The 22095-nt window shown below is 72.2% G+C and carries 20 protein-coding genes; 11 read left to right on the top strand and 9 right to left on the bottom strand.

Annotated elements, in window-relative coordinates; genetic code table 11:
* Nucleotides 1-174 precede the first annotated feature (174 nt).
* Nucleotides 175-1362, bottom strand: coding sequence for a S8 family serine peptidase (locus ACFWY5_RS50110; protein WP_379617645.1), 1188 nt, complete (start codon nucleotides 1360-1362; stop codon nucleotides 175-177).
* Nucleotides 1363-1561: 199 nt separating this feature from the next.
* On the opposite strand from ACFWY5_RS50110, the gene ACFWY5_RS50105 reads away from it, so the two are divergent.
* Nucleotides 1562-2098 carry a hypothetical protein gene (locus ACFWY5_RS50105; RefSeq protein WP_379639211.1) on the top strand — a complete coding sequence of 179 codons (537 nt, stop codon included), beginning with the start codon at nucleotides 1562-1564 and terminating at the stop codon, nucleotides 2096-2098.
* Here the strand turns inward: ACFWY5_RS50105 and pgl are convergent.
* The 6 genes from pgl to tkt are packed head-to-tail and all read right to left on the bottom strand — an operon-like array spanning nucleotide 2039 to nucleotide 10073.
* Complete coding sequence (gene pgl / locus ACFWY5_RS50100) at nucleotides 2039-2812, bottom strand: 6-phosphogluconolactonase (protein WP_379617647.1); 774 nt, start codon at nucleotides 2810-2812, stop codon at nucleotides 2039-2041. The two genes, ACFWY5_RS50105 and pgl, sit on opposite strands and share 60 nt — an antisense overlap.
* A 4-nt stretch (nucleotides 2813-2816) precedes the next feature.
* Nucleotides 2817-3731 carry a glucose-6-phosphate dehydrogenase assembly protein OpcA gene (opcA, locus tag ACFWY5_RS50095; protein WP_379639210.1) on the bottom strand — a complete coding sequence of 305 codons (915 nt, stop codon included), beginning with the start codon at nucleotides 3729-3731 and terminating at the stop codon, nucleotides 2817-2819.
* Complete coding sequence (zwf, locus tag ACFWY5_RS50090; protein WP_379617651.1) at nucleotides 3728-5329, bottom strand: glucose-6-phosphate dehydrogenase; 1602 nt, start codon at nucleotides 5327-5329, stop codon at nucleotides 3728-3730. Before zwf ends, opcA begins: the two co-directional genes overlap by 4 nt.
* 1 nt (nucleotide 5330) lies before the next feature.
* Nucleotides 5331-6944, bottom strand: a complete 1614-nt coding sequence (locus tag ACFWY5_RS50085) for a glucose-6-phosphate isomerase (RefSeq protein ID WP_379639209.1) — start codon at nucleotides 6942-6944, stop codon at nucleotides 5331-5333.
* Entirely contained in the window at nucleotides 6944-8041 is a 1098-nt protein-coding gene (tal, locus tag ACFWY5_RS50080) for a transaldolase (RefSeq protein ID WP_379639208.1), read from the bottom strand. The genes ACFWY5_RS50085 and tal overlap by 1 nt, the downstream gene beginning before the upstream one ends.
* A gap of 1 nt (nucleotide 8042) precedes the next feature.
* A complete protein-coding gene (gene tkt / locus ACFWY5_RS50075; protein ID WP_379617786.1) occupies nucleotides 8043-10073 on the bottom strand; it encodes a transketolase in 2031 nt (676 codons plus the stop codon).
* Between the two features lie 321 nt (nucleotides 10074-10394).
* On the opposite strand from tkt, the gene ACFWY5_RS50070 reads away from it, so the two are divergent.
* Both ACFWY5_RS50070 and ACFWY5_RS50065 read left to right on the top strand, forming a co-directional pair.
* Entirely contained in the window at nucleotides 10395-11339 is a 945-nt protein-coding gene (locus tag ACFWY5_RS50070) for a heme o synthase (protein ID WP_379639207.1), read from the top strand.
* Between the two features lie 46 nt (nucleotides 11340-11385).
* Complete coding sequence (locus tag ACFWY5_RS50065) at nucleotides 11386-12519, top strand: PrsW family intramembrane metalloprotease (RefSeq protein WP_379617659.1); 1134 nt, start codon at nucleotides 11386-11388, stop codon at nucleotides 12517-12519.
* A gap of 329 nt (nucleotides 12520-12848) precedes the next feature.
* Here the strand turns inward: ACFWY5_RS50065 and ACFWY5_RS50060 are convergent, their stop codons facing one another.
* Together ACFWY5_RS50060 and ACFWY5_RS50055 are read right to left on the bottom strand one after the other, a co-directional pair.
* Nucleotides 12849-13538, bottom strand: a complete 690-nt coding sequence (locus ACFWY5_RS50060) for a vancomycin high temperature exclusion protein (RefSeq protein WP_379639206.1) — start codon at nucleotides 13536-13538, stop codon at nucleotides 12849-12851.
* 51 nt (nucleotides 13539-13589) lie between these two features.
* Nucleotides 13590-14567: a heme A synthase gene (locus ACFWY5_RS50055; protein ID WP_379617663.1), complete on the bottom strand. Its 978-nt coding sequence runs from the start codon at nucleotides 14565-14567 to the stop codon at nucleotides 13590-13592.
* Between the two features lie 104 nt (nucleotides 14568-14671).
* On the opposite strand from ACFWY5_RS50055, the gene ACFWY5_RS50050 reads away from it, so the two are divergent.
* The 8 genes from ACFWY5_RS50050 (at nucleotide 14672) to ACFWY5_RS50015 (ending at nucleotide 22094) form a co-directional block, all read left to right on the top strand.
* On the top strand, nucleotides 14672-15817 hold the full coding sequence (locus tag ACFWY5_RS50050) for an NAD(P)/FAD-dependent oxidoreductase (protein ID WP_379617665.1): 1146 nt from the start codon (nucleotides 14672-14674) through the stop codon (nucleotides 15815-15817).
* Nucleotides 15817-16062, top strand: coding sequence for a (2Fe-2S)-binding protein (locus tag ACFWY5_RS50045; protein WP_184974140.1), 246 nt, complete (start codon nucleotides 15817-15819; stop codon nucleotides 16060-16062). Before ACFWY5_RS50050 ends, ACFWY5_RS50045 begins: the two co-directional genes overlap by 1 nt.
* Entirely contained in the window at nucleotides 16059-17375 is a 1317-nt protein-coding gene (locus ACFWY5_RS50040) for an NAD(P)/FAD-dependent oxidoreductase (protein ID WP_379639205.1), read from the top strand. Before ACFWY5_RS50045 ends, ACFWY5_RS50040 begins: the two co-directional genes overlap by 4 nt.
* Nucleotides 17372-18265 carry a dihydrodipicolinate synthase family protein gene (locus tag ACFWY5_RS50035; protein WP_379617669.1) on the top strand — a complete coding sequence of 298 codons (894 nt, stop codon included), beginning with the start codon at nucleotides 17372-17374 and terminating at the stop codon, nucleotides 18263-18265. Before ACFWY5_RS50040 ends, ACFWY5_RS50035 begins: the two co-directional genes overlap by 4 nt.
* A 177-nt stretch (nucleotides 18266-18442) precedes the next feature.
* Nucleotides 18443-19444 (top strand): proline racemase family protein, encoded by a 1002-nt coding sequence (locus tag ACFWY5_RS50030; RefSeq protein WP_379639204.1) that lies wholly within the window; start codon nucleotides 18443-18445, stop codon nucleotides 19442-19444.
* Nucleotides 19441-20406 carry a proline racemase family protein gene (locus tag ACFWY5_RS50025; RefSeq protein WP_379639203.1) on the top strand — a complete coding sequence of 322 codons (966 nt, stop codon included), beginning with the start codon at nucleotides 19441-19443 and terminating at the stop codon, nucleotides 20404-20406. The genes ACFWY5_RS50030 and ACFWY5_RS50025 overlap by 4 nt, the downstream gene beginning before the upstream one ends.
* A 42-nt stretch (nucleotides 20407-20448) precedes the next feature.
* A complete protein-coding gene (locus tag ACFWY5_RS50020) occupies nucleotides 20449-21402 on the top strand; it encodes an ornithine cyclodeaminase family protein (protein ID WP_379639202.1) in 954 nt (317 codons plus the stop codon).
* Nucleotides 21403-21419: 17 nt separating this feature from the next.
* Nucleotides 21420-22094 carry a GntR family transcriptional regulator gene (locus tag ACFWY5_RS50015; protein ID WP_379617677.1) on the top strand — a complete coding sequence of 225 codons (675 nt, stop codon included), beginning with the start codon at nucleotides 21420-21422 and terminating at the stop codon, nucleotides 22092-22094.
* Nucleotide 22095 lies beyond the last annotated feature (1 nt).

Below are 22095 nucleotides of genomic sequence, written 5' to 3'. Positions count from 1 at the left end.
CCCTGCCAACCCCCTGAACACGGCGCGGGCCCACGGGGCGCTCGTCACGGCGAGCGACCCCGTGGGCCCTCACGACCGGCCAGGACAGAGGCCCGCGCACGTCGGCGCGTGCGGGTCAGCCCGGCTTGCCGTAACCCATCAGGGCGGAGAAGCCCGATCCCAAACCCGCAGGAGTCAGAGACCCGGGGTGTAGAGGAGGCGGTTGGGGGAGCCGGAGCCGGGGCTGCGGACGACGCCGGTGGTGGCGTTGGCGACGATGGCGTCGCGGACCTGCTGGGGGGTCGCGGTCGGATGCCCCTGCAGGTACGCGGCGGCGGCCCCCGCGACATGCGGCGCCGACATCGACGTGCCGCTGATCGTGTTGGTGGCGCTGTCGGAGGTGTGCCAGGCCGAGGTGATGTTGTAGCCGGGCGCGAACAGGTCCACGCACGGGCCGCGGTTGCCCCACGACGGCTTGGTGTCGGAGATGTTCGTGATCGACACCGTGATCGCCTCGGGCACCCTGGCCGGCGACTGCGTGCAGGCGTCCAGCGCGAACAGCCCGAACAGCCCGTTGCCCGCCGCGATCGCGTAGCCGACGCCGGAGGCGATCGAGCCCTTCACCGCGTCGTCCAGCGCGGTGTTCGCGGAGCCGCCGAGGCTCATGTTCGCCACGGCGGGCTTGACGGCGTTGGCGGTGACCCAGTCGATGCCGGCCACGACCTGCGCGGTGGTGCCGGAGCCCTGGCAGTTCAGGACGCGCACGCCGACCAGCGTCACGAGCTTGGCGACGCCGTGGGCGGTGCCGCCGGTGGTCCCGGCGACGTGGGTGCCGTGGCCGTTGCAGTCGTTGCCGTTCTGGCCGTCGCCGATGGCGTCGAACCCGATCGAGGCACGGCCGCCGAAGTCGCCGTGGCTCGGCCTGATGCCGGTGTCGATGATGTACGCGCGCACGCCCTGCCCGGTGGGCCCGTAGGTGTAGGAGTTGTTGAGCGGCAGGTTGCGCTGGTCGATCCGGTCCAGGCCCCAGGACGGCGGGTTGGGCTGGGTGTCGGAGGCGCGGTGGATCGCGTTCTGCTGCACGTAGGCGACGGCCGGGTCGGCGGCCAGGCGGCGCGCCTGCCGCTCGGTGGCGTTCACGGCGAAGCCGCGCAGCGCGTGCCGGTACTCGGCGAACGTCGTGCCCCCGTGCCGCGCGGTCAGGTCGCCGGCCCGGGCGCGTACCTCGCCGGAATCCTTGAGTACCACGATGTAGCTGCCGGGGACCGGTTCGGCCTCCGGGGTGAGGATGGCCGGGGCGGGGTCGGCGAGGGCGGGGGTGGTGCTCGCCAGGACGGTGGCGGCGGCCGCGGCCAGGGCGGCTGCCCAGCGGAATAACGCCATGGGGGTATCCCTTCGTGAGGATTCGCCCCCGAAGCTAAACGCGACTCCGGCTCATGACAAGGCCTAACATTTGTGGTCAAGCGGTGGGCGTACACCCAGGGGCCGATCCCGCCCGCCCCGCGCGTACACGCAACGCGGTACCCGCACGGTCTCTCCACGCCGGACGCGGCCCGACCCGCGAACCCGGACCCTGGACGACATGAGACTGGGAACGAGAACCCGCAAGGTCGTCCTGGTCGGCCACGTCGTCTCGGTGAGCGCGTGGATCGGCATCGACCTCGCGCTCGGCGTGCTCGTGCTGACCGCGATGCTCACGGACGACACCGCCACCGCCGCGACCGCCTTCCAGGCCGCGCACCTGATCGCCGTGTGGCCGATGCTCATCGCCAGCCTGTGCAGCCTGGCCACCGGTGTCACGCTGGGCCTGGGCAGCAAGTACGGGCTGATCCGCTACTGGTGGGTCGCGGCCAAACTGACGATCAACCTGGCCATGACGACGCTGATCTATTTCTCCCTGCGCCCGGGGCTGTACGAGGCGGCCGGGTACGGACGGCGGCTGGCGGCGGGTGACACCGCCGCACAGCCGCCGGACCAGCTCCTCTACCCGATCTTCGTGGCCCCGAGCCTGCTGCTGGTCGCCGTTGTGCTGTCGATCTTCAAGCCCTGGGGCCGCACCTCACGGCGAGGCGATACGGCCAAGCCCCGCCGGTATCTTCGCCGCCGCGGCGCGATCTAGCAGGAACAACGTACGGCCCCGCCCGCGCGCACCCGCGGCGGGCACCTGGACCGGGCCGGAGTCGGACAGCGCCAGCCGTACCGACCCGGCCTTCTCCGCACCCGCCGCCACCACCCACACCTCGCGCGCGGCCTGGATCGTGGGCAGCGTCAGCGAGATCCGCGTCGGCGGCGGCTTGGGCGAGCCGTGCACCGCCACGACCGGCCGCGTGTCGTACAGCGCCGGCATCCCCGGGAACAGCGAGGCCACGTGGGCGTCGGGCCCCATGCCGAGCAGCATCACGTCGAAGCTCGGCGCCGGCCCGTGGTCCTCCGGCCGCGCCGCCGCCCGCAGCTCCGCGGTGTAGGCGTCGGCCGACTCCTCGGCGGTCATCCCCGAGTCCGGCCCGCGCATGACGTGCACCCGGGCCGGGTCGAGGTCGACGTGGTCGAGCAGCGCCTTGCGGGCGCCGGTCTCGTTGCGCTCGGGGTCGCCCTCCGGCAGGAACCGCTCGTCGCCCCACCACACGTCCAGCTTCGGCCAGTCGACGGCGTCGCGGGCCGGCGTAGCGGCGATCGCCGCGAGCGTGGCGATGCCGACCGAGCCGCCGGTCAGCACGATCGAGGCCCACCCCTTCGCCGACTGCGCGTCGACCAGCCGCGTGATGATCCGCGCGGCCACGGCCTTGGCCAGAACGTCGGCGTCGCGATGGACGACCACAGAAGGAACACTCACCACATCATCCGCCCTTGTAGGACTTGGCCAGCCGTCTGACCGCCGCCTCGTAGATCTCATCGGAATCGAGGCGGCGCAGCTCCTCGGCCAGCAGCTCCGCCGTGGTCCTCCTGGCCAGCGCCACGTTGCGGTCGGGCTGGCCGGGCCGCGACAGCGTCGCCAGGCGGGCGTCGCTGCGGCTCACGGTCAGCTCGCCGTCGGCCAGCGACAGCCGTACCGAGGTCAGGCCGGGGCCCGCCGAGTCCGACACCTTGACCGGCGCGCCCAGGCGCTCGGACAGCCACGCCGCCAGCAGCGGCGCGCTCGGGTGACCGGCGGTGGCCTCCACGACGCCCTTCTTCAGCTTGCCCACCGGCTGGTCGAAGGCGGCGGCCAGCAGGCTGCGCCACGGCGTCAGCCGCGCCCACGACAGGTCGGTGTCGCCGGGCGCGTAGCCCTTGGCGCGGGTCGCCAGCTCCTTGATGCCGTCGTGCACGGCCTTGGCGTCGGTGATGCGGCGCTGGGCCAGCGCGCCGATCGGGTCCTTGGCCGGGACCAGCGGCGCCTCGCCCGGCCACCACGCCACCACCGGCGTGTCGGGCAGCAGCAGCGGGCTGACCACGGAGTCGGCGTGCTCGGTCAGCTCGCCGTACAGGCGCAGCACCACGACCTCGCCCGGCGTGGACTCGCCGATCCGCAGCTCGGCGTCGAGCCGGTTGGCCTCGTCGGCCTCCCGGCTGATCACCACGAGGATGCGCGAGGGATGCTCGCGGGCGGCCTCGGTGGCCGCGCGCAGGGAGTCGTACTGGTCGCGCTCGTCACAGATGACCACCAGCGTCAGCACCATCCCTATGGCGGGCGCGCCCATCTGGTGGCGCAGGTGCATGAGCTGCGCGGAGATCTTCCCCGCGGTCGTGTCCGTCAGCATGAAAGTGGTCACAGTCTTCTCCACACACGCCCGTCACGGGCCATCATCTCGTCGGCCGACGGCGGGCCCCACGAGCCGGCCGGATAGTCCTCCGGCTGGCCCTGCGTGGCCCAGAACTCCTCGATCGGGTCGAGGATCTTCCACGACAGCTCCACCTCGCGCTGGTGCGGGAACAGCGGCGGGTCGCCGATCATGACGTCCAGCAGCAGCCGCTCGTAGGCCTCGGGGGAGGACTCCATGAACGACTCGCCGTAGGCGAAGTCCATGGACACGTCGCGCACCTCCATCGCGGTGCCCGGCACCTTCGAGCCGAAGCGCACCGTGATGCCCTCGTCCGGCTGCACCCTGATGACCAGCGCGTTCTGGCCGAGGATCTCGGTGTCGTCCTTGCTGAACGGCAGGTGCGGGGCGCGCTGGAAGACCACGGCCACCTCGGTCACCCGCCGCCCGAGCCGCTTGCCCGTACGCAGGTAGAACGGCACTCCGGCCCAGCGGCGGTTGGCGATCTCCAGCTTGATGGCGGCGTAGGTCTCGGTCGTGGAGTCGGCCGGGATGCCGTCCTCCTCCAGGTAGCCGACGACCTTCTCGCCGCCCTGCCAGCCGGCCGCGTACTTGCCCCTGGCGGTGTTGTTCTTCAGGTCGGCCGGCAGGCGTACCGCCTTGAGTACCTTCTCCTTCTCCCGCCGCAGCGACGAGGCCTCGAAGGAGGTCGGGTCCTCCATCCCCACCAGCGCCAGCAGCTGCAGCAGGTGGTTCTGGATGACGTCGCGGGCCGCGCCGATGCCGTCGTAGTAGCCCGCCCGCCCCGCCAGGCCGATGTCCTCGGCCATGGTGATCTGCACGTGGTCGACGTAGGAGCGGTTCCAGATCGGCTCGTACAGGTTGTTGGCGAAGCGCAGCGCCATGATGTTCTGGACGGTCTCCTTGCCCAGGTAGTGGTCGATCCGGAAGATCGACGACTCCGGGAAGGCCTCGTTGGTGATCTCGTTCAGCTCGTGGGCGCTCTTCAGGTCGTGACCGAACGGCTTCTCGATCACCACCCGCCGCCACGAACCCTCCGGCGCGTCGGCCAGCCCGGTCCGCTTCAGCTGCTTCACCACGGCGGGGAAGAACTTCGGCGGCACCGAAAGGTAGAAGGCATAGTTGCCGCCCGTGCCCCGCGTCTGGTCGATCTCCTTCAACGCCATCGCCAGCGCGTCGAACGCACCGTCGTCGGAGAACTCCCCGGGCACGAAGTGGATCCCCTCGGCCAGCTGCTTCCACACTTCCTCGCGGAACGGCGTCCTGGCGTTGGCCTTCACCGCGTCGTGCGTCAGCCGGGCGAAGTCCTGGTCCTTCCAATCACGGCGCGCGAAACCGACCAGCGAGAAGCCGGGCGGCAGCAGCCCCCGGTTGCCCAGGTCGTAGATCGCCGGCAACAACTTGCGCTTGGCCAGGTCGCCCGTCACGCCGAACAACACCATCACGCACGGTCCCGCCACCCTGGGCAGCCGCTTGTCGCGCGGGTCACGCAGCGGGTTGGCGGCCGCCACCTCAAGGGTGGTGGCGGTGCCCGCGACGGCCGCCGCCACGGTGACGGCCTCCTCTGCGGGCGCTGCCGGGTCTGTCATGTCAAGCCTCCTGTGCGGCTGCGAGCAAGTGCGCGACTCCGGTCACGCGGTCGGTCAGATGCAGGCGTACGGCAGGCCGCCCCCGGCCCGCCAGCGCCTGAAGGTCGCCCAGAGCCTGGGCCAGCTGCAGCCCGCCCAAGCCGTACGGCCGGCCGGGCACCCCGAGGTCGTCCTCCACCACACCGGTGATCAGGACGTACACCCCGTTCCGTGGCCCGCCCTTGTGGTACTGCCCGGTGGCGTGCAGGTAGCGCGGCCCCCACCCGAAGGTCACCGGCCGGTCGGTGCGCAGGGCGAGCAATGCCCGCAGCGTCGCCGCGTCGGCCGCCATCCAGGCGTCGGTCATCTCCTCGAAGTCGGCGCCGTCGCGCACCGGCGCGTCGAAGGCGGCCAGCCGGTCGAGGTGGGCCAGCACGGCCAGGTAGCCGTCGCGGGGCACTGCGGCCAGCAGTTCGGCCAGCAGCCCGGGAAGGTCACGGGCGGCGGTGGGGCCGTAGACCTCCACCGGGCCGTCGGTGAACGCGGGGAGTTCCGCCGCGGGCAGGTGCTCCAGCAGCGCCGCGGTGTTCCGCTCGGCCCCGGCCACGTCCGGCCGGCCGAAGGGATCGACCTCCAGGAGCCGCCCGGCCAGCGCCGTCGCGTACTCCCACACCAGGAACTGCGCTCCGAGCGCGCCGTCCACGCGCACGTCGCCGTTGTCGGAGCCGATCGCCACGACGAGCTCGTCGCCGGCCCCGCTGGGGTCGGCGGCGACGACGGGCAGGATGCCGCGGCCGTCCTTGCCGAGCGACGCGGCGACGAGCTGCTCGATCCAGCCGGGCAGCCCGGTGATCTGCGCGAGCCGGTCCTCCAGGATGAGCTTGTCGCGCCCGGCCAGCGCCGCGCCGCCGAGCACCGCGCCCAGGTCGAGGCCGGGGTTGCCGGCCGAGCGCGCCAGCAGCGGCGTCACCTCGTCGGCGTCGTCGAGCAGCCGCTCGATCTCCGCGCCCGCCAGCGCGCTCGGCACCAGTCCGAACGCCGACAGCGCCGAGTAGCGGCCGTCCACGTCCGGCCTGGCCAGAACCATCTGGTACCCGGCGTCGATCGCGGCCTGCTCCAGCGGGGAGCCGGGGTCGGTCACCACCACGATCCGGTCGCCGGGGTCGATCCCGGCGGCGCGGAAGGCGGCCTCGAACACGCGCAGGGCGGCGTCGGTCTCGACGGTCGTGCCGCTCTTGCTCGCGACCACGAGGACGGTCCGGTCCAGGTCGTCGTCGGCCAGCGCGCGGCGTACCTGCCGGGGGTCGCTCGTGTCGAGCACGGTCAGCGGCACGTCGGCGGTGTCGCAGATGACCTCCGCGGCCAGCGACGAGCCGCCCATCCCGGCCAGGACGACGTTGGTCAGGCCCTGCGCCCCCGCCCACTCGGCCAGCTTGCCGATCTCCGGCAGCAGCTCGCGAGAGGTCAGGGGCAGGTTGAGCCAGCCGAGGCGGGTCGCCGCCCCGGCCGCCGCCTCCTCGCCCCAGAGCCCTGGGTCACCGGCGGCCAGCCGTGCGGGCACACCGTCGTCGAGGAGACGTACCGCGGCGGAGGAGGCGGCCTCGGCCACCTCCTCGTCGCGGATCGTGACTTCCACTAACCGGCCAGCTTCTTCGCCACGCTGTCGAGCAGTTCGGTCCAGGAGGCCTCGAACTTGTCGACGCCCTCGTCCTCCAGGACCTTCACGACGTCGTCGTAGTCGACGCCGGCCTCCTTGAGCGCGGCCATCGTGTTCCAGGCCTGCTCGTAGAAGGGGCGAATGGTGTCGCCGGTGATGTTGCCGTGGTCGGCGGTCGCGTCGAGCGTCTTCTCCGGCATGGTGTTGACCGTGCCGGGCGCGACGAGGTCGTCGACGTACATCGTGTCGCGGTACTCGGGGTTCTTCACGCCGGTCGAGGCCCACAGCGGGCGCTGCGGGCGGGCGCCGGCGGCGCGCAGGCGCTGCCAGCGCTCGGAGTTCATGACCTCCTCGAAGGCCGCGTAGGCCAGGCGCGCGTTGGCCACGCCCGCCTTGCCCTTCAGCTCCGGCTTGCCGGCGGCGTCCAGGCGCTTGTCGATCTCGGTGTCGACGCGGCTGACGAAGAACGAGGCCACCGACTCGACGCCGGACAGCTTGAGCCCCTTGGCCTGCGCGGCCTCCAGGCCGGTCAGCCAGGCGTCCATCACCGCGCGGTAGCGCTCCAGCGAGAAGATCAGCGTGACGTTGACGCTGATGCCCTCGGAGATCGCCTGCGTGATCGCCGGCAGGCCCTCCCGGGTCGCCGGGATCTTGATGAACAGGTTGGGCCGGTCGACCATCCACCACAGCGCGCGGGCCTCGGCGACGGTCTTCTCCGTCTCACGGGCCAGGCGCGGGTCGACCTCCAGCGACACGCGGCCGTCCACGCCGCCGGTGGCGTCGTAGACGGGGCGCAGCACGTCGGCGGCCCAGCGGATGTCGTAGGAGGTGATCGCGCGCACGGCCTCGCCCACGTCGACGCCGCGTACCGCCAGGTCCTGGATCTGGCTGTCGTAGGCGTCGCCCTTGCTGAGGGCGCCCGCGAAGATCGTCGGATTGGAGGTGACGCCGACCACGTTCTTCTCGCGGATCAGCTGCTCCAGGTTGCCGGTGCGCAGGCGCTCCCGGCTGATGTCGTCGAGCCAGATGGACACACCCTGGCCGGACAGCTTGTTCAGGTTCTCGCTGCTGCTCATCTCAGTTTCCCGTCGTCTCGCCCTTGTCGTGGCCGAGCTTGGCGAGGCTGGCCTTGGCCGCCGCCGCCACGCGCTCGGCCGTCAGGCCGAACTGCTCGTACAGCGTCTTGTAGGGAGCAGAAGCCCCGAAGTGCTCAAGGCTGACCGTCTCGCCCGCCTCACCCACAAACTCCCGCCAGCCGAGCGCGATTCCCGCCTCGACCGCGACGCGGGCCTTGACCGAGGGCGGCAGCACGCTCTGCCGGTACGCGGAGTCCTGCCCGTGGAACCACTCCACACACGGCATCGAGACCACGCGCGCCGGAATGCCCTGCGCCTCCAGCAGCTCCCTGCCCTCCACGGCCAGCTCGACCTCGGAGCCGGTGGCGATGAGGATCACCTGCGGCTGCCCGTTGGAGGCCTCGCGCAGCACGTACCCGCCGCGCTTGACGCCCTCGGCGCTCGTGCCCTCGTAGACCGGCAGGTTCTGCCGGGTCAGGGCCAGCGCGGCCGGGCGGTCGGTGTGCTCCAGCACGGCCTTCCACGCGAAGACGGTCTCATTGGCGTCGGCCGGGCGGACCACGTCCAGGCCCGGGATCGCGCGCAGCGCCCACAGGTGCTCGACCGGCTGGTGGGTCGGGCCGTCCTCGCCGAGGCCGATCGAGTCGTGCGTCCAGACGTAGGTGACCGGCAGCTTCATCAGCGCCGCCAGGCGTACGGCCGGCCGCATGTAGTCGGAGAAGACCAGGAAGGTGCCGCCGTAGGGCCGGGTGCCGCCGTGCAGGGCGATGCCGTTGAGGATGGCGCCCATGCCGTGCTCGCGGATGCCGAAGTGCAGCGTCCGGCCGTAGCGGTTACCGGGGAAGTCCTTCGTCTGGTGCTCCTCCGGGATGAAGGACGGCTCGCCCTTCATCGTGGTGTTGTTGGACTCGGCCAGGTCGGCCGAGCCGCCCCACAGCTCGGGCAGCACGCGGGAGACGGAGTTGAGGAACTCGCCCGAGGCCTTGCGCGTGGCGACCGAGGCACCGGCCTCGAACTCCGGCAGCGCGCCGGTCCAGCCGGCGGGCAGTTCGCGGGCGGAGATGCGGTCGAGCTCGGCGGCGCGCTCGGGGTTGGCCAGGCGCCACGCGGCGTAGCCCTTCTCCCACTCGGCGTGCGCCGCGCGGCCGCGCGCGGCCACCAGCCTCGCGTGCTCCAGCACCTCGGCCGGGACGTCGAAGGACTTCTCCGGGTCCATGTCGAGGATCTTCTTGGTGGCGGCGACCTCGTCGGCGCCGAGCTTGGAGCCGTGGATCTTGCCGGTGTTCTGCTTGTTGGGCGCCGGCCAGCCGATGATCGTGCGCAGCATGATGAACGACGGCTTGCCGGTCTCGGCGCGGGCGGCTTCCAGGGCGGCGTTCAGGGCGGCGACGTCCTCGGTGTACTCACCGGTCTTCGTCCAGTCGACCTTCTGCACGTGCCAGCCGTAGGCCTCGTAGCGCTTGAGGATGTCCTCCGACAGCGCGATCTGCGTGTCGTCCTCGATCGAGATGTGGTTGGAGTCGAACAGCACGGTCAGGTTGCCGAGCTTCTGGTGGCCGGCGAGCGCGCTGACCTCGTGGCTGATGCCCTCCTCGATGTCACCCTCGGAGGCGACGCACCAGATGTGGTGGTCGAAGGGGCTCGTGCCGGGGGCGGCGTCCGGGTCGAACAGTCCGCGCTCGCGGCGGGCGGCCATCGCCATGCCGACCGCGTTGCCGACGCCCTGGCCCAGCGGGCCCGTCGTGGTCTCCACGCCGATCGTGTGCCCGTGCTCCGGGTGGCCGGGGGTGAGGCTGTCCCACGTACGCAGGCCCTCGATGTCCTGGAGCGTCAGCCCGTAGCCGGAAAGGTAGAGCTGGATGTAGAGGGTGAGGCTGGAGTGGCCGCACGACAGGACGAAACGGTCGCGGCCGAGCCAGCTCGCGTCGGTCGGGTCGTGCCGCATCGTGCGCTGGAAGAGCAGGTAGGCGGCCGGCGCCAGGCTCATCGCCGTGCCGGGGTGGCCGGAGCCGGCCTTTTCCACCGCGTCCATCGCCAGTGCTCGGACGACGTCGACCGCCTGCTTGTCGAGGTCGGTCCATTCAAAGGTGCTCAACTGCTCGATCTCCGGAATCTCGTTGTCATAGGTGGTGCCGGTTGGCATTTCCCGCCCACACCGGACCCTAACGGAGCAGCGGTCAAGATCGATTCCCTTGCCGCTCCGTGCGTGTCCGAGAGCGGGTCACGCCCCCCATGGCCGGACCGGCCGACCCTGCTACTACAGTTTGTGTGTTCGCAGAGACGCCACGGCGTCCATTCACGGATCCGCTCTAATCAGAGGTTACGCGTTGACTCCGCACGTGCTGGAAGCGCCTTGACGGTGCTCACGAACAGGCAATCGACGGCCCCGGCCCCGCAGGCCACGCCGCCGCGCTCCTTCGGCGCGGTCGTCAAGGCCTATGTCGCGCTGACCAAGCCGCGGGTCATCGAGTTGCTCCTGATCACGACGCTGCCGGTCATGTTCCTCGCGTCGGGCGGCCTGCCGCCCCTGTGGAAGGCCCTGTGGGTCATGGTGTTCGGCACGCTGTCGGCGGGCAGCGCCAACGCGCTCAACTGCTACATCGACCGCGACATCGACGTGAAGATGCGGCGCACCCGCAAGCGCCCGCTGGCCCGCCACCAGGTCACACCGCGCAACGCGCTGATCTTCGGAATCGTCCTCGGAACTTTGTCCGTTGTTGGCATGTGGGTCACCACGAACCTGCTCGCCGCCGCGCTCAACCTGTCGGCGATCCTGTTCTACGTCTTCGTCTACTCGATGATCCTCAAGCGGCGCACGTCCCAGAACATCGTCTGGGGCGGCCTGGCCGGCTGCATGCCGGTGGTCATCGGCTGGTCGGGCATCACCGGCAGCCTGGAGTGGACGCCGCTGGTGCTGTTCGGCGTGGTGTTCTTCTGGACGCCGCCGCACACCTGGACGCTGGCCATGCGCTACAAGGAGGACTACGCCGCCGCCTCGATCCCGATGCTGCCCGTGGTCGCCACCGAGCGCAGGGTCGTCGTGGAGTCCATCGTCTACACGTGGGCGACGGTGATCTGCTCGCTGCTGCTGTGGCCCGTCGCCGGCACCACGCTGCTCTACCCGGTCGTCGCGCTCGCGCTCGGCGTCGTGTGCCTGTGGGAGATCCACCGCATGCTGGCCAGGGTCAACGCCGGCAAGACCGGAGTCGATCTGCGGCCGATGCGCTTCTTCCACTGGTCCAACGCCTACCTGGCGCTCCTGTTCCTCGCCGTCGCCATCGACCCGCTGCTCAGCTGAGCGTGTGCGGCGGGACACCATGCACACGATCCGTTAAAGTCACCCTATGGCGTCCCGTGATCCACGCTGGGTGTTCAAGGACCGGCCATCCTTCGCCCTGATCATCGGGCTGGTCGTCACCGGCATCTGCGCACTCGTCTCGCTCTCCTTCGACGTGATCAACGGCGCGCCTGTCGACTTCCTCGTCGCCCTCCTGCTGGCCCTGGCCCCGGTGCCCGTCCTGCTCGCCGCGGTGCTCGCGCTCGACCGCATGGAGCCGGAGCCGCGCAGCAACCTCGTCTTCGCCTTCGCGTGGGGGGCGGGCGTGGCCGTCCTGGTCGCGGGCGTCGTCAACTCGCTCAACCTGCACTACATCGTGGACGCCGCCAACCTCACCCCCGACAACGCCCGCAGCGTCGCCGCCACGTTCGGCGCGCCCGTCGTCGAGGAGACGATGAAGGGCCTGGTCCTGCTCGGCCTGCTGCGCTTTCGCCGGGCCGAGCTCGACGGCCCCACCGACGGCATCATCTACGCCAGCATGGTCGGCCTCGGCTTCGCGATGAGCGAGAACGTCAGCTACTACGTGGCCGCGCTCACCGAGCGGGGCGTCGAGGGCCTGGCCGTCACCGTCGTGCTGCGCGGCATCCTGTCGCCGTTCGCGCACCCGCTGTTCACCTCGATGATCGGTGTCGCGGTGGCCTACGCGGCGCAGCGCAGCGGCTCGGTGCGGGTCGGCTACATCCTGGCGGGCTGGATCGGCGCGATGCTCCTGCACGGCCTGTGGAACGGCATGGCCTCCTACGGCGGCTTCGGCGGCCTCCTGATCGCCTACCTGATCCTGCTGCTGGTCCTCCTGGTCATGATCGGCATCGTCATCAAGGACAGACGGCGCATCGTCGCCCTCATCCAGCGCTACCTGCCGCCCTACGCACCGACCCGCCTGGTCGACCCGGCCGACATCCACATGCTCTCGGCCCTGTCCCGCCGCCGCCGCGCCCGCCAGTGGGCCAGCGCCCACGGCGGCAAGCGCGGGCTGCGCGCGATGAGCGACTACCAGCTCGCCGCCACCGAACTCGGCCTGCTGCACGACCGCGCCGCCCGCCGCGTGGTCGACGAGCAGACCTTCCACGAGGAACAACGCGCCCTCCTCGAATGCATGAGCGCCGCCCGCTCCGGCTTCCCCGCCCCCGCGAGGAGATGACCGCGTTCCTCTGTCCGGCTGCGTGCGCGAGGACAATCGTCGTGATCGCGCGATGACGGTCGCTTTCCGTTACGGCTGCCGCCACCCCACCGCCACCCGCCGCCGTGGGCGGGCGCCGATCGTGGGGGTCGCTTCTCACGCCGGACGTGGTCCCCGCCGTCACGGCCCACGTGAACCGCTGCTTCAGGCCATGACGACCCGGCTCCGGCATGGGCCGGAACCCAGGCCGTCGCGACCACCCCCTTCTTTGGGCCGATCGCGTCCTGTGGTGTCTCTTGGGCCGGTGCTCCGGCACTCGTGGCTTTGGCCGGGCTTGTGGGTTTCAGGTTTCAGGGGGTGGGGTGGGCCAGGAGGTGGGTCAGGGTGGTTTCTCTCGGGCCTGGGAAGACGGGGTCGGAGCGGAGGAGGACGGCGTCGGCGAAGCCCTTCGCCGTGGCCAGGAGTTCTCTGGTCGCGTAGACGTAGGTGGCCGCCGCCCACTGCTTGGTCGAGTCGTCGCCCACCCCGTAGGTCTCCAGGCCGGCCGTACGGCAGAGCGTGACGGCTCGTGGGATGTGGAAGACCTGGGTGACCACGGTCAGGCGCTGGGCGCCGAAGACCTTGCGGGCGCGTACGCAGGAGTCCCAGGTGTCGAACCCGGCGTAGTCCAGGACCATCGCGCTCACAGGTACGCCCTTGTGGGTCAGGTAGTCGCGCATGGCGGTGGGCTCGTCGTACTCCCTGCGGCTGTTGTCGCCGGACAGCAGCAGTGCCTTCACCTTGCCGGCCCGGTACAGCTCGGCGGCGATGTCGAGGCGGCGGGCGAGCATGGGGGAGGGCTGCCCGCCGTACAGGCCGGCGCCGAGCACGAGGGCGGCCTGCGCGTCCGGGACCCGCGCGAGCCAGCCCTCGGTGCCGGCGGTGGCGCGGTGCGGTGAGCTGTCGAGCCAGGCCCAGGTCATGGGGGCCAGCGCGAGCACGCTGGCCAGGACGAGCGTCTGGTAGCCCCTTCTCTGGAGCTTCCGCTTATTTCCTGACAAGGGGGGCCTTCCGCCGGTGGGGGAGGGGCGGACCTATCGTGCCATAACCGGTCAGGCGGTGGCGGGCTCCCGGCTGGGGGAGGGGAGGGTTCCGACCGGCTCACGGGTGCGTGTAGCGGTCGCCGCGCGCAGCGCGAAGATCCACACCAGGGTCGAGCCGAGCACGTGCAGGCCCACGAGGAAGGCGGGCACGCCCAGGAAGTACTGCGTGTAGCCGATGACGCCCTGCAGCAGTTCGATGCCCAGCAGCGCCAGCGCGGCCCGGCGGGCGGCCCGTGGCGCGTCGCTCACGTGCAGGGCGATCAGCAGCGCGAAGGTCAGGCCGACGACGAGGTAGGCGAGGTCGGCGTGGATCCTCGCCACGGTCTCGATGTCGAAGTCGAAGCGCGAGGCGAGCTCGTCGCCGGAGTGGGGGCCGGTGCCGGTGACCAGCACGCCCGCCATCAGCAGCGCGAACGTCGCCGCGATCAGGACCTGTGCCAGCCGTCTGATGTCGCGGTGCACGGTGCGCCGGATCACTCCCTCGCGCTCGCCCGTGCGCACGTAGAACATCCAGCAGGCGGCCATCAGGCCCACGGAGATCAGGTAGTGCGCGCCGACCGTGGCCGGGTGCAGGGCGGTCCTGACCACCAGCCCGCCCCAGAGCGCCTGCACGACGATGCCGACCGGCTGCAGCCAGGCCAGGCGTACCAGGTCGGGACGGCGCGGCGCCAGGCGCAACGCGGCGATCACGCAGGCGAAGCCGACCGCCAGCACCAGGAACGTGAGCAGCCGGTTGCCGAACTCGACCGCCATGTGCAGCGGCGAGATCTCCGGGTGCAGGACCGGGAGGTAGCTGTCGCTGGTGCACTGGGGCCAGGTCGGGCAGCCCAGCCCCGACTCCGTCACCCGGACCGTGGCGCCGGTGACCGTGATGCCCGCGTTGACCACGACCGACGCCAGCGCCCAATAGCGGATCGAGGCCTGGGTGGGCGCCCAGAAGAAAAGACTCCTGATGATCGGGTTCGGGTGGTCCGTGGGTAGCTTCACGTCATCGATGGTAGGGGCCGTATGTGCCGGTCCTTCCACCGCGATGGCCTCTGGCCGACCGAGCGAAGTTCAGTGTAGTGTGACATATTACTGAAGGGAGGCCGATGTCGGACGTCATCGTCATCGGCGCCGGAGTGGTCGGCGCCGCCTGCGCCTACTACGCGGCGCGCGCCGGGCTGGACGTGACCGTCGTCGACCGCGGCCCCGTGGCGAGCGGCACCACGGGATCCGGCGAGGGCAACGTGCTCGTCTCCGACAAGGAGCCGGGCCCCGAGCTCGACCTCGCCCTTCTGTCCAACCGCCTCTGGCGCGAACTGGCCGGGCACGGCGGGTTCGAGTTCGAGGCCAAGGGCGGGCTCGTCGTCGCCGAGACCGCCGACGTCCTGCGGCAGCTCACCGAACTGGCCGCCAAGCAGGGCGTGGAGCACACGGCGGTACCCGGCGAGGCGCTGGGCGGCTACGAGCCGCACCTGGCGCCGGGGCTGGCCGGCGGCGTCCACTACCCCCAGGACGCGCAGGTCCAGCCCATGCTCGCCGCCGCCCGCCTGATCGGGCTCGGCGCGGACGCCTACGGCCACGGCACCCTCCACCTGCGCACCGGCGTCACCGTCACCGGATTCCTGCGCGGCGGAGAGCGGGTGAACGGCGTGCGTACCTCCCACGGGGACATCCTCGGCGGCGCCGTCGTCAACGCCGCCGGCACCTGGGGCGGCGAGATCGCCGCACTGGCCGGCCTCCACCTGCCGGTGCTGCCCAGGCGCGGCTTCATCCTGGTGACCGAACCGCTGCGCGAACCGCTGATCCGGCACAAGGTCTACACCGCCGCGTACGTCACCAACGTGGCCAGCGACGCCGAAGGGCTGGAGACCTCCGCCGTGGTCGAGGGCACCCCCGCCGGACCCGTCCTCATCGGGGCCAGCAGGGAGCGGGTCGGCTTCGACCGGACCACCTCGGTACCGGTGCTGTCCAGGCTGGCCGCGCAGGCCGTCGCGCTGTTCCCCGCCCTGCGCGAGGTGCGGGCCATCCGCTCCTACTGCGGCTTCCGCCCGTACTGCCCCGACCATCTGCCCGTCATCGGCGAGGACCCCCGGGCGCCCGGCCTCTACCACGCCTGCGGCCACGAGGGGGCGGGCATCGGCCTGGCCCCCGCCACCGGCCACCTGCTGGCTCAGCTCCTCACCGGGCAGCGGCCCGGCCTGGACCTGCGCCCGTTCCGCCCCGACCGCTTCACCCGAGAGGAGACCGGCTGATGGAGCGGTTCGACATCTCCGTCGACGGCCGCGCCGTGCCCGCCGAGCCGGGGCAGACGATCGGCGCGGCGCTGCACGCCGCCGGGGTGCGCTCCTGGCGCAGCACCCGGTTCGGCGGCCGGCCGCGCGGGCTGTTCTGCGGCATCGGGGTCTGCTTCGACTGCCTCGTCGAGGTCAACGGCCGCCCGGCCGAGCGCGCCTGCCAGCTGGAGGCCCGTCCCGGTGACGAGGTGAGCACCTCATGATCCACGACCTGGCCGTCATCGGCGGCGGCCCCGCCGGGGTCGCGGGCGCGCTGACCGCCGCGCTCGCCGGGCTGCGCGTCGTGCTGCTGGACGGCGGCCCGCGCCTGGGCGGCCAGTACTTCCGCCACGCCCACGGCGCGGAACCCGCACCCCGCTTCGCCCGCCAGTCCCACGCCCTGCGCCGGCGGGCCGAGGTCCTGCTCAAGCACCAGGTCTGGGCCGTCAGCCGCGAGGACGACGGGTTCACCGTGCACGCCCACGGCACCGCCCGTACGGAGGTACGGGCGCGGCGCCTGCTCATCGCCACCGGCGCCCACGACCGGCCCCTGCCCTTCCCCGGCTGGGACCTGCCCGGCGTGCTCACCGCCGGCGGCGCGCAGGCGCTGCTCAAGGGCGAGCGCGTCCTGGCCGGGCGGCGGATCGCCGTGGCCGGGACCGGGCCGTTCCTGCTGCCGGTCGCCGCCGGGCTGGCGGGGGCGGGCGCGGAGGTGGCCGGGGTGTTCGAGGCCTCGGGCGGGCTGGGGCTGGCCCGGCATCCGGTCATGGCACTCGGCAAGGCGGGCGAGGCCGCCGGGTACGCGTGGGCGCTGGCCGCGCGGCGCGTGCCGTACCGGAGGAACCACGCGGTGATCGCCGCGCACGGCGAGCACGAGCTGCGCGCGGTCACGGTGGCCAGGCTGGATCGCGACTGGAACGTTCTGGGCACCGAGGAGCTGGAGTGCGACGCGCTGGCCGTCGGCTACGGGTTCGTGCCGCAGATCGAGCTGGCCGTCCAGCTCGGCTGCCGGACCCGCCACGACGCCGACGGCACGCCGGTCGTGGACGTGGACGCGCGCCAGCGCACCAGCGTCCCCGGGGTGTGGGCGGCCGGTGAGCCCACCGGCGTCGGCGGCTGGGAGCTGTCGGAGATCGAGGGCCGCGTCGCCGGCCTCGCGCTCGCCGGCGGGCCCACGGGCGAGGTGCCCGGCCTGCTGCTGCGCAGGCGCGCCCGGCTGCGGGCCTTCGCCGCGGCGCTGCAGAGCGCCTACCCGGTCAGGCCGGGCTGGCAGTCGTGGCTCACCCGGGACACGCTCATCTGCCGGTGCGAGGAGGTGCCGCTGTCTCGCGTGCGCGAGGCGCAGGAGCTCGGCGCCACCGACGCCCGTTCGATCAAGCTGCTGGCCAGGCCCGGCATGGGCTGGTGCCAGGGCCGCATGTGCGGCTACGCGCTCGCCTGCCTGGCCGGGGAACCCCAGCAGCCCCCACGCCGCCCCATCGCCCAGCCGATCTCCCTAGGCGCCCTAGCGGAGCCCCCACAGAAGGAACATCGATGACAACACGCACCAAACCCTGGCACGGCGTCATGGTGGCCACCGCGCTTCCCCTGCACGACGACCTGTCCGTGGACCACGACGGCTACGCCGCGCACTGCCGCTGGCTGGTCGAGAACGGCTGCGACGGCGTCGTGCCCAACGGCTCGCTGGGCGAGTACCAGACGCTCACGCCGGAAGAGCGCGCCAAGGTCGCCGAGACCGCCGTCGCCGCGATCGGCGGCGAGCGCGTCATGGCCGGTGTCGGCGCCTACGGCGCGGCCGAGTCGCGCCGGTGGGCCGAGCACGCCCGCGAGATCGGCTGCGGCTCGGTGCTCGCGCTGCCCCCCAACACCTACCGCGCCGACGAGCGCGCCGTGCTGGAGCACTACCGCCAGGTGGCCGAGGCGGGCGTGCCCGTCGTGGCCTACAACAACCCCTATGACACCAAGGTCGACCTCACCCCGGCGCTGCTGGCCAAGCTGCACGCCGAGGGGCTGATCGTGGCGGTCAAGGAGTTCACCGGGGACGTGCGCCGCGCCTACGAGCTGGCCGAGCTCGCCCCCGGGCTCGACCTGCTGGTCGGCTCCGACGACGTGCTGCTGGAGCTGGGCATCGCCGGGGCCGTGGGCTGGATCGCCGGCTTCCCCAACGCGCTGCCCGCCGCCAACGTCGCCCTGTACCGCGCCGCGCTCGCCCGCGACCTGGACACGGCGCTGCCCCTGTACCGCATGCTGCACCCGCTGCTGCGCTGGGACTCCAAGATCGAGTTCGTGCAGGCCATCAAGCTCTCCATGGACGTGGCGGGCCGCCGCGGCGGCCCCTGCCGCCAGCCGCGCGTGCCGCTGACGGAGGACCAGGCCGCCGCCGTCCGCGCCGCCACCGAAAAGGCCCTCGCCGAGGGGATCGCATGACTCTCCCTTAGCGTTGCTCTCAGAGCAAGGCTTTCCTTTACGGCAAGCCGTGTGACCCCCACCCCGGTCACGGGGCGGGCGGCACTCCAGGGGGACGGCCGGCGGCCGTGCCCCCTCCCGCCGTGACGAGGTCCGCGGCACCGGCCAAGTGGCCCAGGCACCCCCCAGAGGAGCGACATGAGAACCAACCGGGTCTTCCACGCGGTCGACTCGCACACCGAGGGCATGCCCACGCGGGTGATCACCGGCGGCGTCGGGGTGATCCCCGGCGCCACCATGGCCGAGCGCCGGGTGTACTTCCGTGACCACCTCGACCACCTGCGCAACCTGCTCATGCGCGAGCCCCGCGGCCACTCCGCGATGAGCGGGGCGATCCTGCAGCCGCCCACCCGGCCGGACGCCGACTGGGGCGTGCTGTTCATCGAGGTGTCCGGGCTGCTGCCGATGTGCGGGCACGGCACGATCGGGGTGGCGACCGTGCTGGTGGAGACCGGCATGGTGGAGGTGAGCGAGCCGGTGACCACGATCCGGCTGGAGGTGCCCGCCGGGCTGGTCACCGTCGACGTCGCGGTCAGGGACGGCGTCGCCGAGTCGGTCACGCTCCGCAACGTCGCCGCCTTCAGCGACCGGCTGGACGCCGAGGCCGAAGTGCCCGGGTTCGGGCGGATCCGCTATGACCTGGCCTATGGCGGCAACTTCTACGCCATCGTCGGCCTCGACTCCTACAAGCTGCCGTTCGACCGGGCGGCCAAGAACGAGATCATCGCCGCCGGGCTGGCCACCATGGACGCGATCAACGCCGCCGACGAGCCGGTCCACCCGGAGGACCCGCGCATCCGCGGCTGCCACCACGTCTACTTCGCCGCCCCCGGCTCCACCGCCCAGCACTCCCGGCACGCGATGGCGATCTTCCCCGGCTGGTTCGACCGCTCGCCCTGCGGCACCGGCACCAGCGCCCGGATGGCCCAGCTGCACGCCAGGGGCGAGCTGGCGATCGGCGCCGACTTCGTCAACGAGTCGTTCATCGGCACCCGCTTCATCGGGCGGCTGCTGGAGGAGACCACGGTGGGCGGGCGGCCCGCGGTCATGCCGTCCATCACCGGACGGGCCTGGATCACCGGGACCGCCCAGTACTTCCTCGATCCCCGCGACCCCTTCCCCGAGGGGTTCGAGCTGTGATCACGACGGTCGACTACCACACCGGTGGCGAGCCGTTCAGGATCGTGACCGGCGGGGTGCCGGACATTCCCGGCGCCACGGTGCTCGAACGGCGCTCGGCCACCGAGGGGGTCGATCATGTGCGGCGGCTGCTGTGCCATGAGCCGCGGGGCCATGCCGACATGTACGGATGTTTCCTGGTGCCGCCGGACGACGCCGGGGCTCATCTGGGTGTGCTGTTCTGGCACAAGGACGGCTATTCCACCGCGTGTGGTCATGGCACGATCGCGCTGGCCGTACACGCCGTGCAGGAGGGGCTGGTCGCCGCCGGCCCGGACGGTGTCACCGACGTGGTCGTCGACGTCCCGTCGGGGCGGGTGACGGCCCGGGTGGCCAGCGCGGGGGGCCGGGTCACCGGCGTCACCTTCCGCAGCGTGCCCTCGTGGGTGATCGCCCGCGGGGTCGAGGTCGCCGGCGTCGGCCTCGACATCTCCTACGGCGGCGCCATCTACGCCAGCCTGCCCGCCTCCGCCGTGGGACTGTCCGTGGAGCGGGAGCACCTGCCCGCCCTCATCGCCCACGGCCGCCGCGTCAAGGCCGCCCTGCGGGACCACCCCGCCGCCCGCCACCCCACGGACGAGCGGCTGTCCGGGATCTACGGCGTCATCTTCCACGACGAGTTGTCCGCCGACGGGACCGCCCTGCACCAGCGCAACGTCACCGTCTTCGCCGACGGCGAGGTCGACCGCTCGCCCTGCGGCTCCGGCACCGCCGCCCGCATGGCCCTGCTGGCCGCCGAGCACGGCGACGCCGTCACGCTGACCCACGACAGCGTGATCGGCACCCGCTTCACCGCCCGGGTGGCCGGGCGGACGGTCGAGGGGATCGTGCCGGAGATCGACGGCATGGCCTACCGCACCGGCCGCCACACCTTCGACCTCGACCCCGCCGACCCCCTCGGCACCGGCTTCGTCCTCCGTTGACCCCCCTTCCCTTCCCCCCGCCGTGACCTGGATGCTTGGCCCATGAACGCGCTGCCCTATATCGACGCGGAGGCCCTCGGCCGCCTGGTTCCGGTGACGCGGGCCGTACAACTGCTGGAGGAGGCGCTGCGCGACGGCCTGGACCCCGAGGACACCCCGCAGCGGCCGGTCGTGGACCTGCCCGGCGGCCAGATGCTGCTGATGCCCGCCGCCACCCGCGCCTACGCCGGAGTCAAGGCGGTCACGATCGCGCCCGACGGGCCCGAGCGCGACCTGCCCCGCATCCAGGGCGCCTACCTGCTGTTCGACGGCGGCACCCTGAGCCCGCTCGCGGTCATGGACGGCATCGCGCTGACCAGCCTGCGCACCCCGGCCGTCTCCGCGCTGGCCGCCACCCACCTGGCCGCCGCCGACGCCCGCACGCTGGTGGTCTTCGGCTCCGGCCCGCAGGCCTGGGGTCACGTCCTGGCCCTGCGCGCCGTACGCCCGGTGGAGCACGTCACCGTCGTCGCCCGGCACAGAGAGCGGACCGAGGCCATGGCCGCCCGATGCCGGTCACTCGGGCTGACCGCGCAGGCCCTCTGCGGCGACGATCCCGGCACCCGCGCGGCCGTCGACGCCGCCGTGGCCGGAGCCGGCCTCATCGCCTGCTGCACCACCGCCCGCGAGCCGCTCTTCGCCGGTAAGCTCGCCCGCGACGGCGCCACCATCCTCGCCGTCGGCTCCCACGAACCCGGCGCCCGCGAGGTCGACGACGACCTCGTCGCCCGCTCGTGCGTGGTCGTCGAATCCCGGGCGAGCGCGCTGGTCGAGGCCGGAGATGTGATCGTCCCGATCCGCCACGGTACGATCACGACTGGTCACCTCGCCGGAAACCTCGCCGAGCTGATCAACGGCCGCATCACCGCAGGCCCGGGGCCCAGACTGTTCAAGAGCACAGGGATGGCCTGGCAGGACCTCGTGGTGGCCGCGGCCGCATACGAGGCGTGGACGTAGGGAAAGGGATGCGCGCGATGGCTGCGGAGGACCGGCTCGACCTGCCGATGGTGGGGGAGCGGCAGAGCCTGCGCGAGCAGGTCGCGCACGCGCTCCGGGCGGCGCTGATCACCGGCGAGATGCGGCCGGGCGTGGTGTACTCCGCGCCGGTGCTGGCCGCCCAGTTCGGGGTGTCGGCGACCCCCGTCCGCGAGGCCATGCTCGACCTGGCCAAGGAGGGCCTGGTCGAAGCGGTCCGCAACAAGGGCTTCCGGGTCACGGAGCTGTCCGACCGCGACCTCGACGAGCTCACCGAGATCCGCCAGCTGATCGAGGTGCCGACGGTGACCCGGCTCGCGGACGCCTCGCGGGCCGCGGAGTTCGAGAGCCTGCGGCCGATCGCGGAGGAGATCGTCTCCGCGGCCGAACGCGGCGACCTGCTGGCCTATGTGGACGCCGACCTGCGCTTCCACGTGGAGCTGCTCAAGCTGTCGGGCAACGCGCACCTGGTGGAGGTCGTCCGCGACCTGCGCAACCGGGCCCGCCTGTACGGCCTGCAGCAGCTCTTCGAGCGCGGCAAGCTCCCCGACTCGGGACGCGAGCACCTGGCCCTGCTCAGCGCCCTGGCCGCGGGCGACTCCGCCGCGGCCGAAAGCATCATGAGCGCCCACATCCAGCACGTACGCGGCATCTGGGCCGACCGCCCCGAATAGG

Origin of the sequence: Nonomuraea sp. NPDC059007, from assembly GCF_042740555.1 — a bacterium.
Taxonomy (GTDB): Bacteria; Actinomycetota; Actinomycetes; order Streptosporangiales; family Streptosporangiaceae; genus Nonomuraea.
Note: the sequence above shows the minus strand (reverse complement) of the source record. Positions and strands in the feature narration are given on the sequence as shown.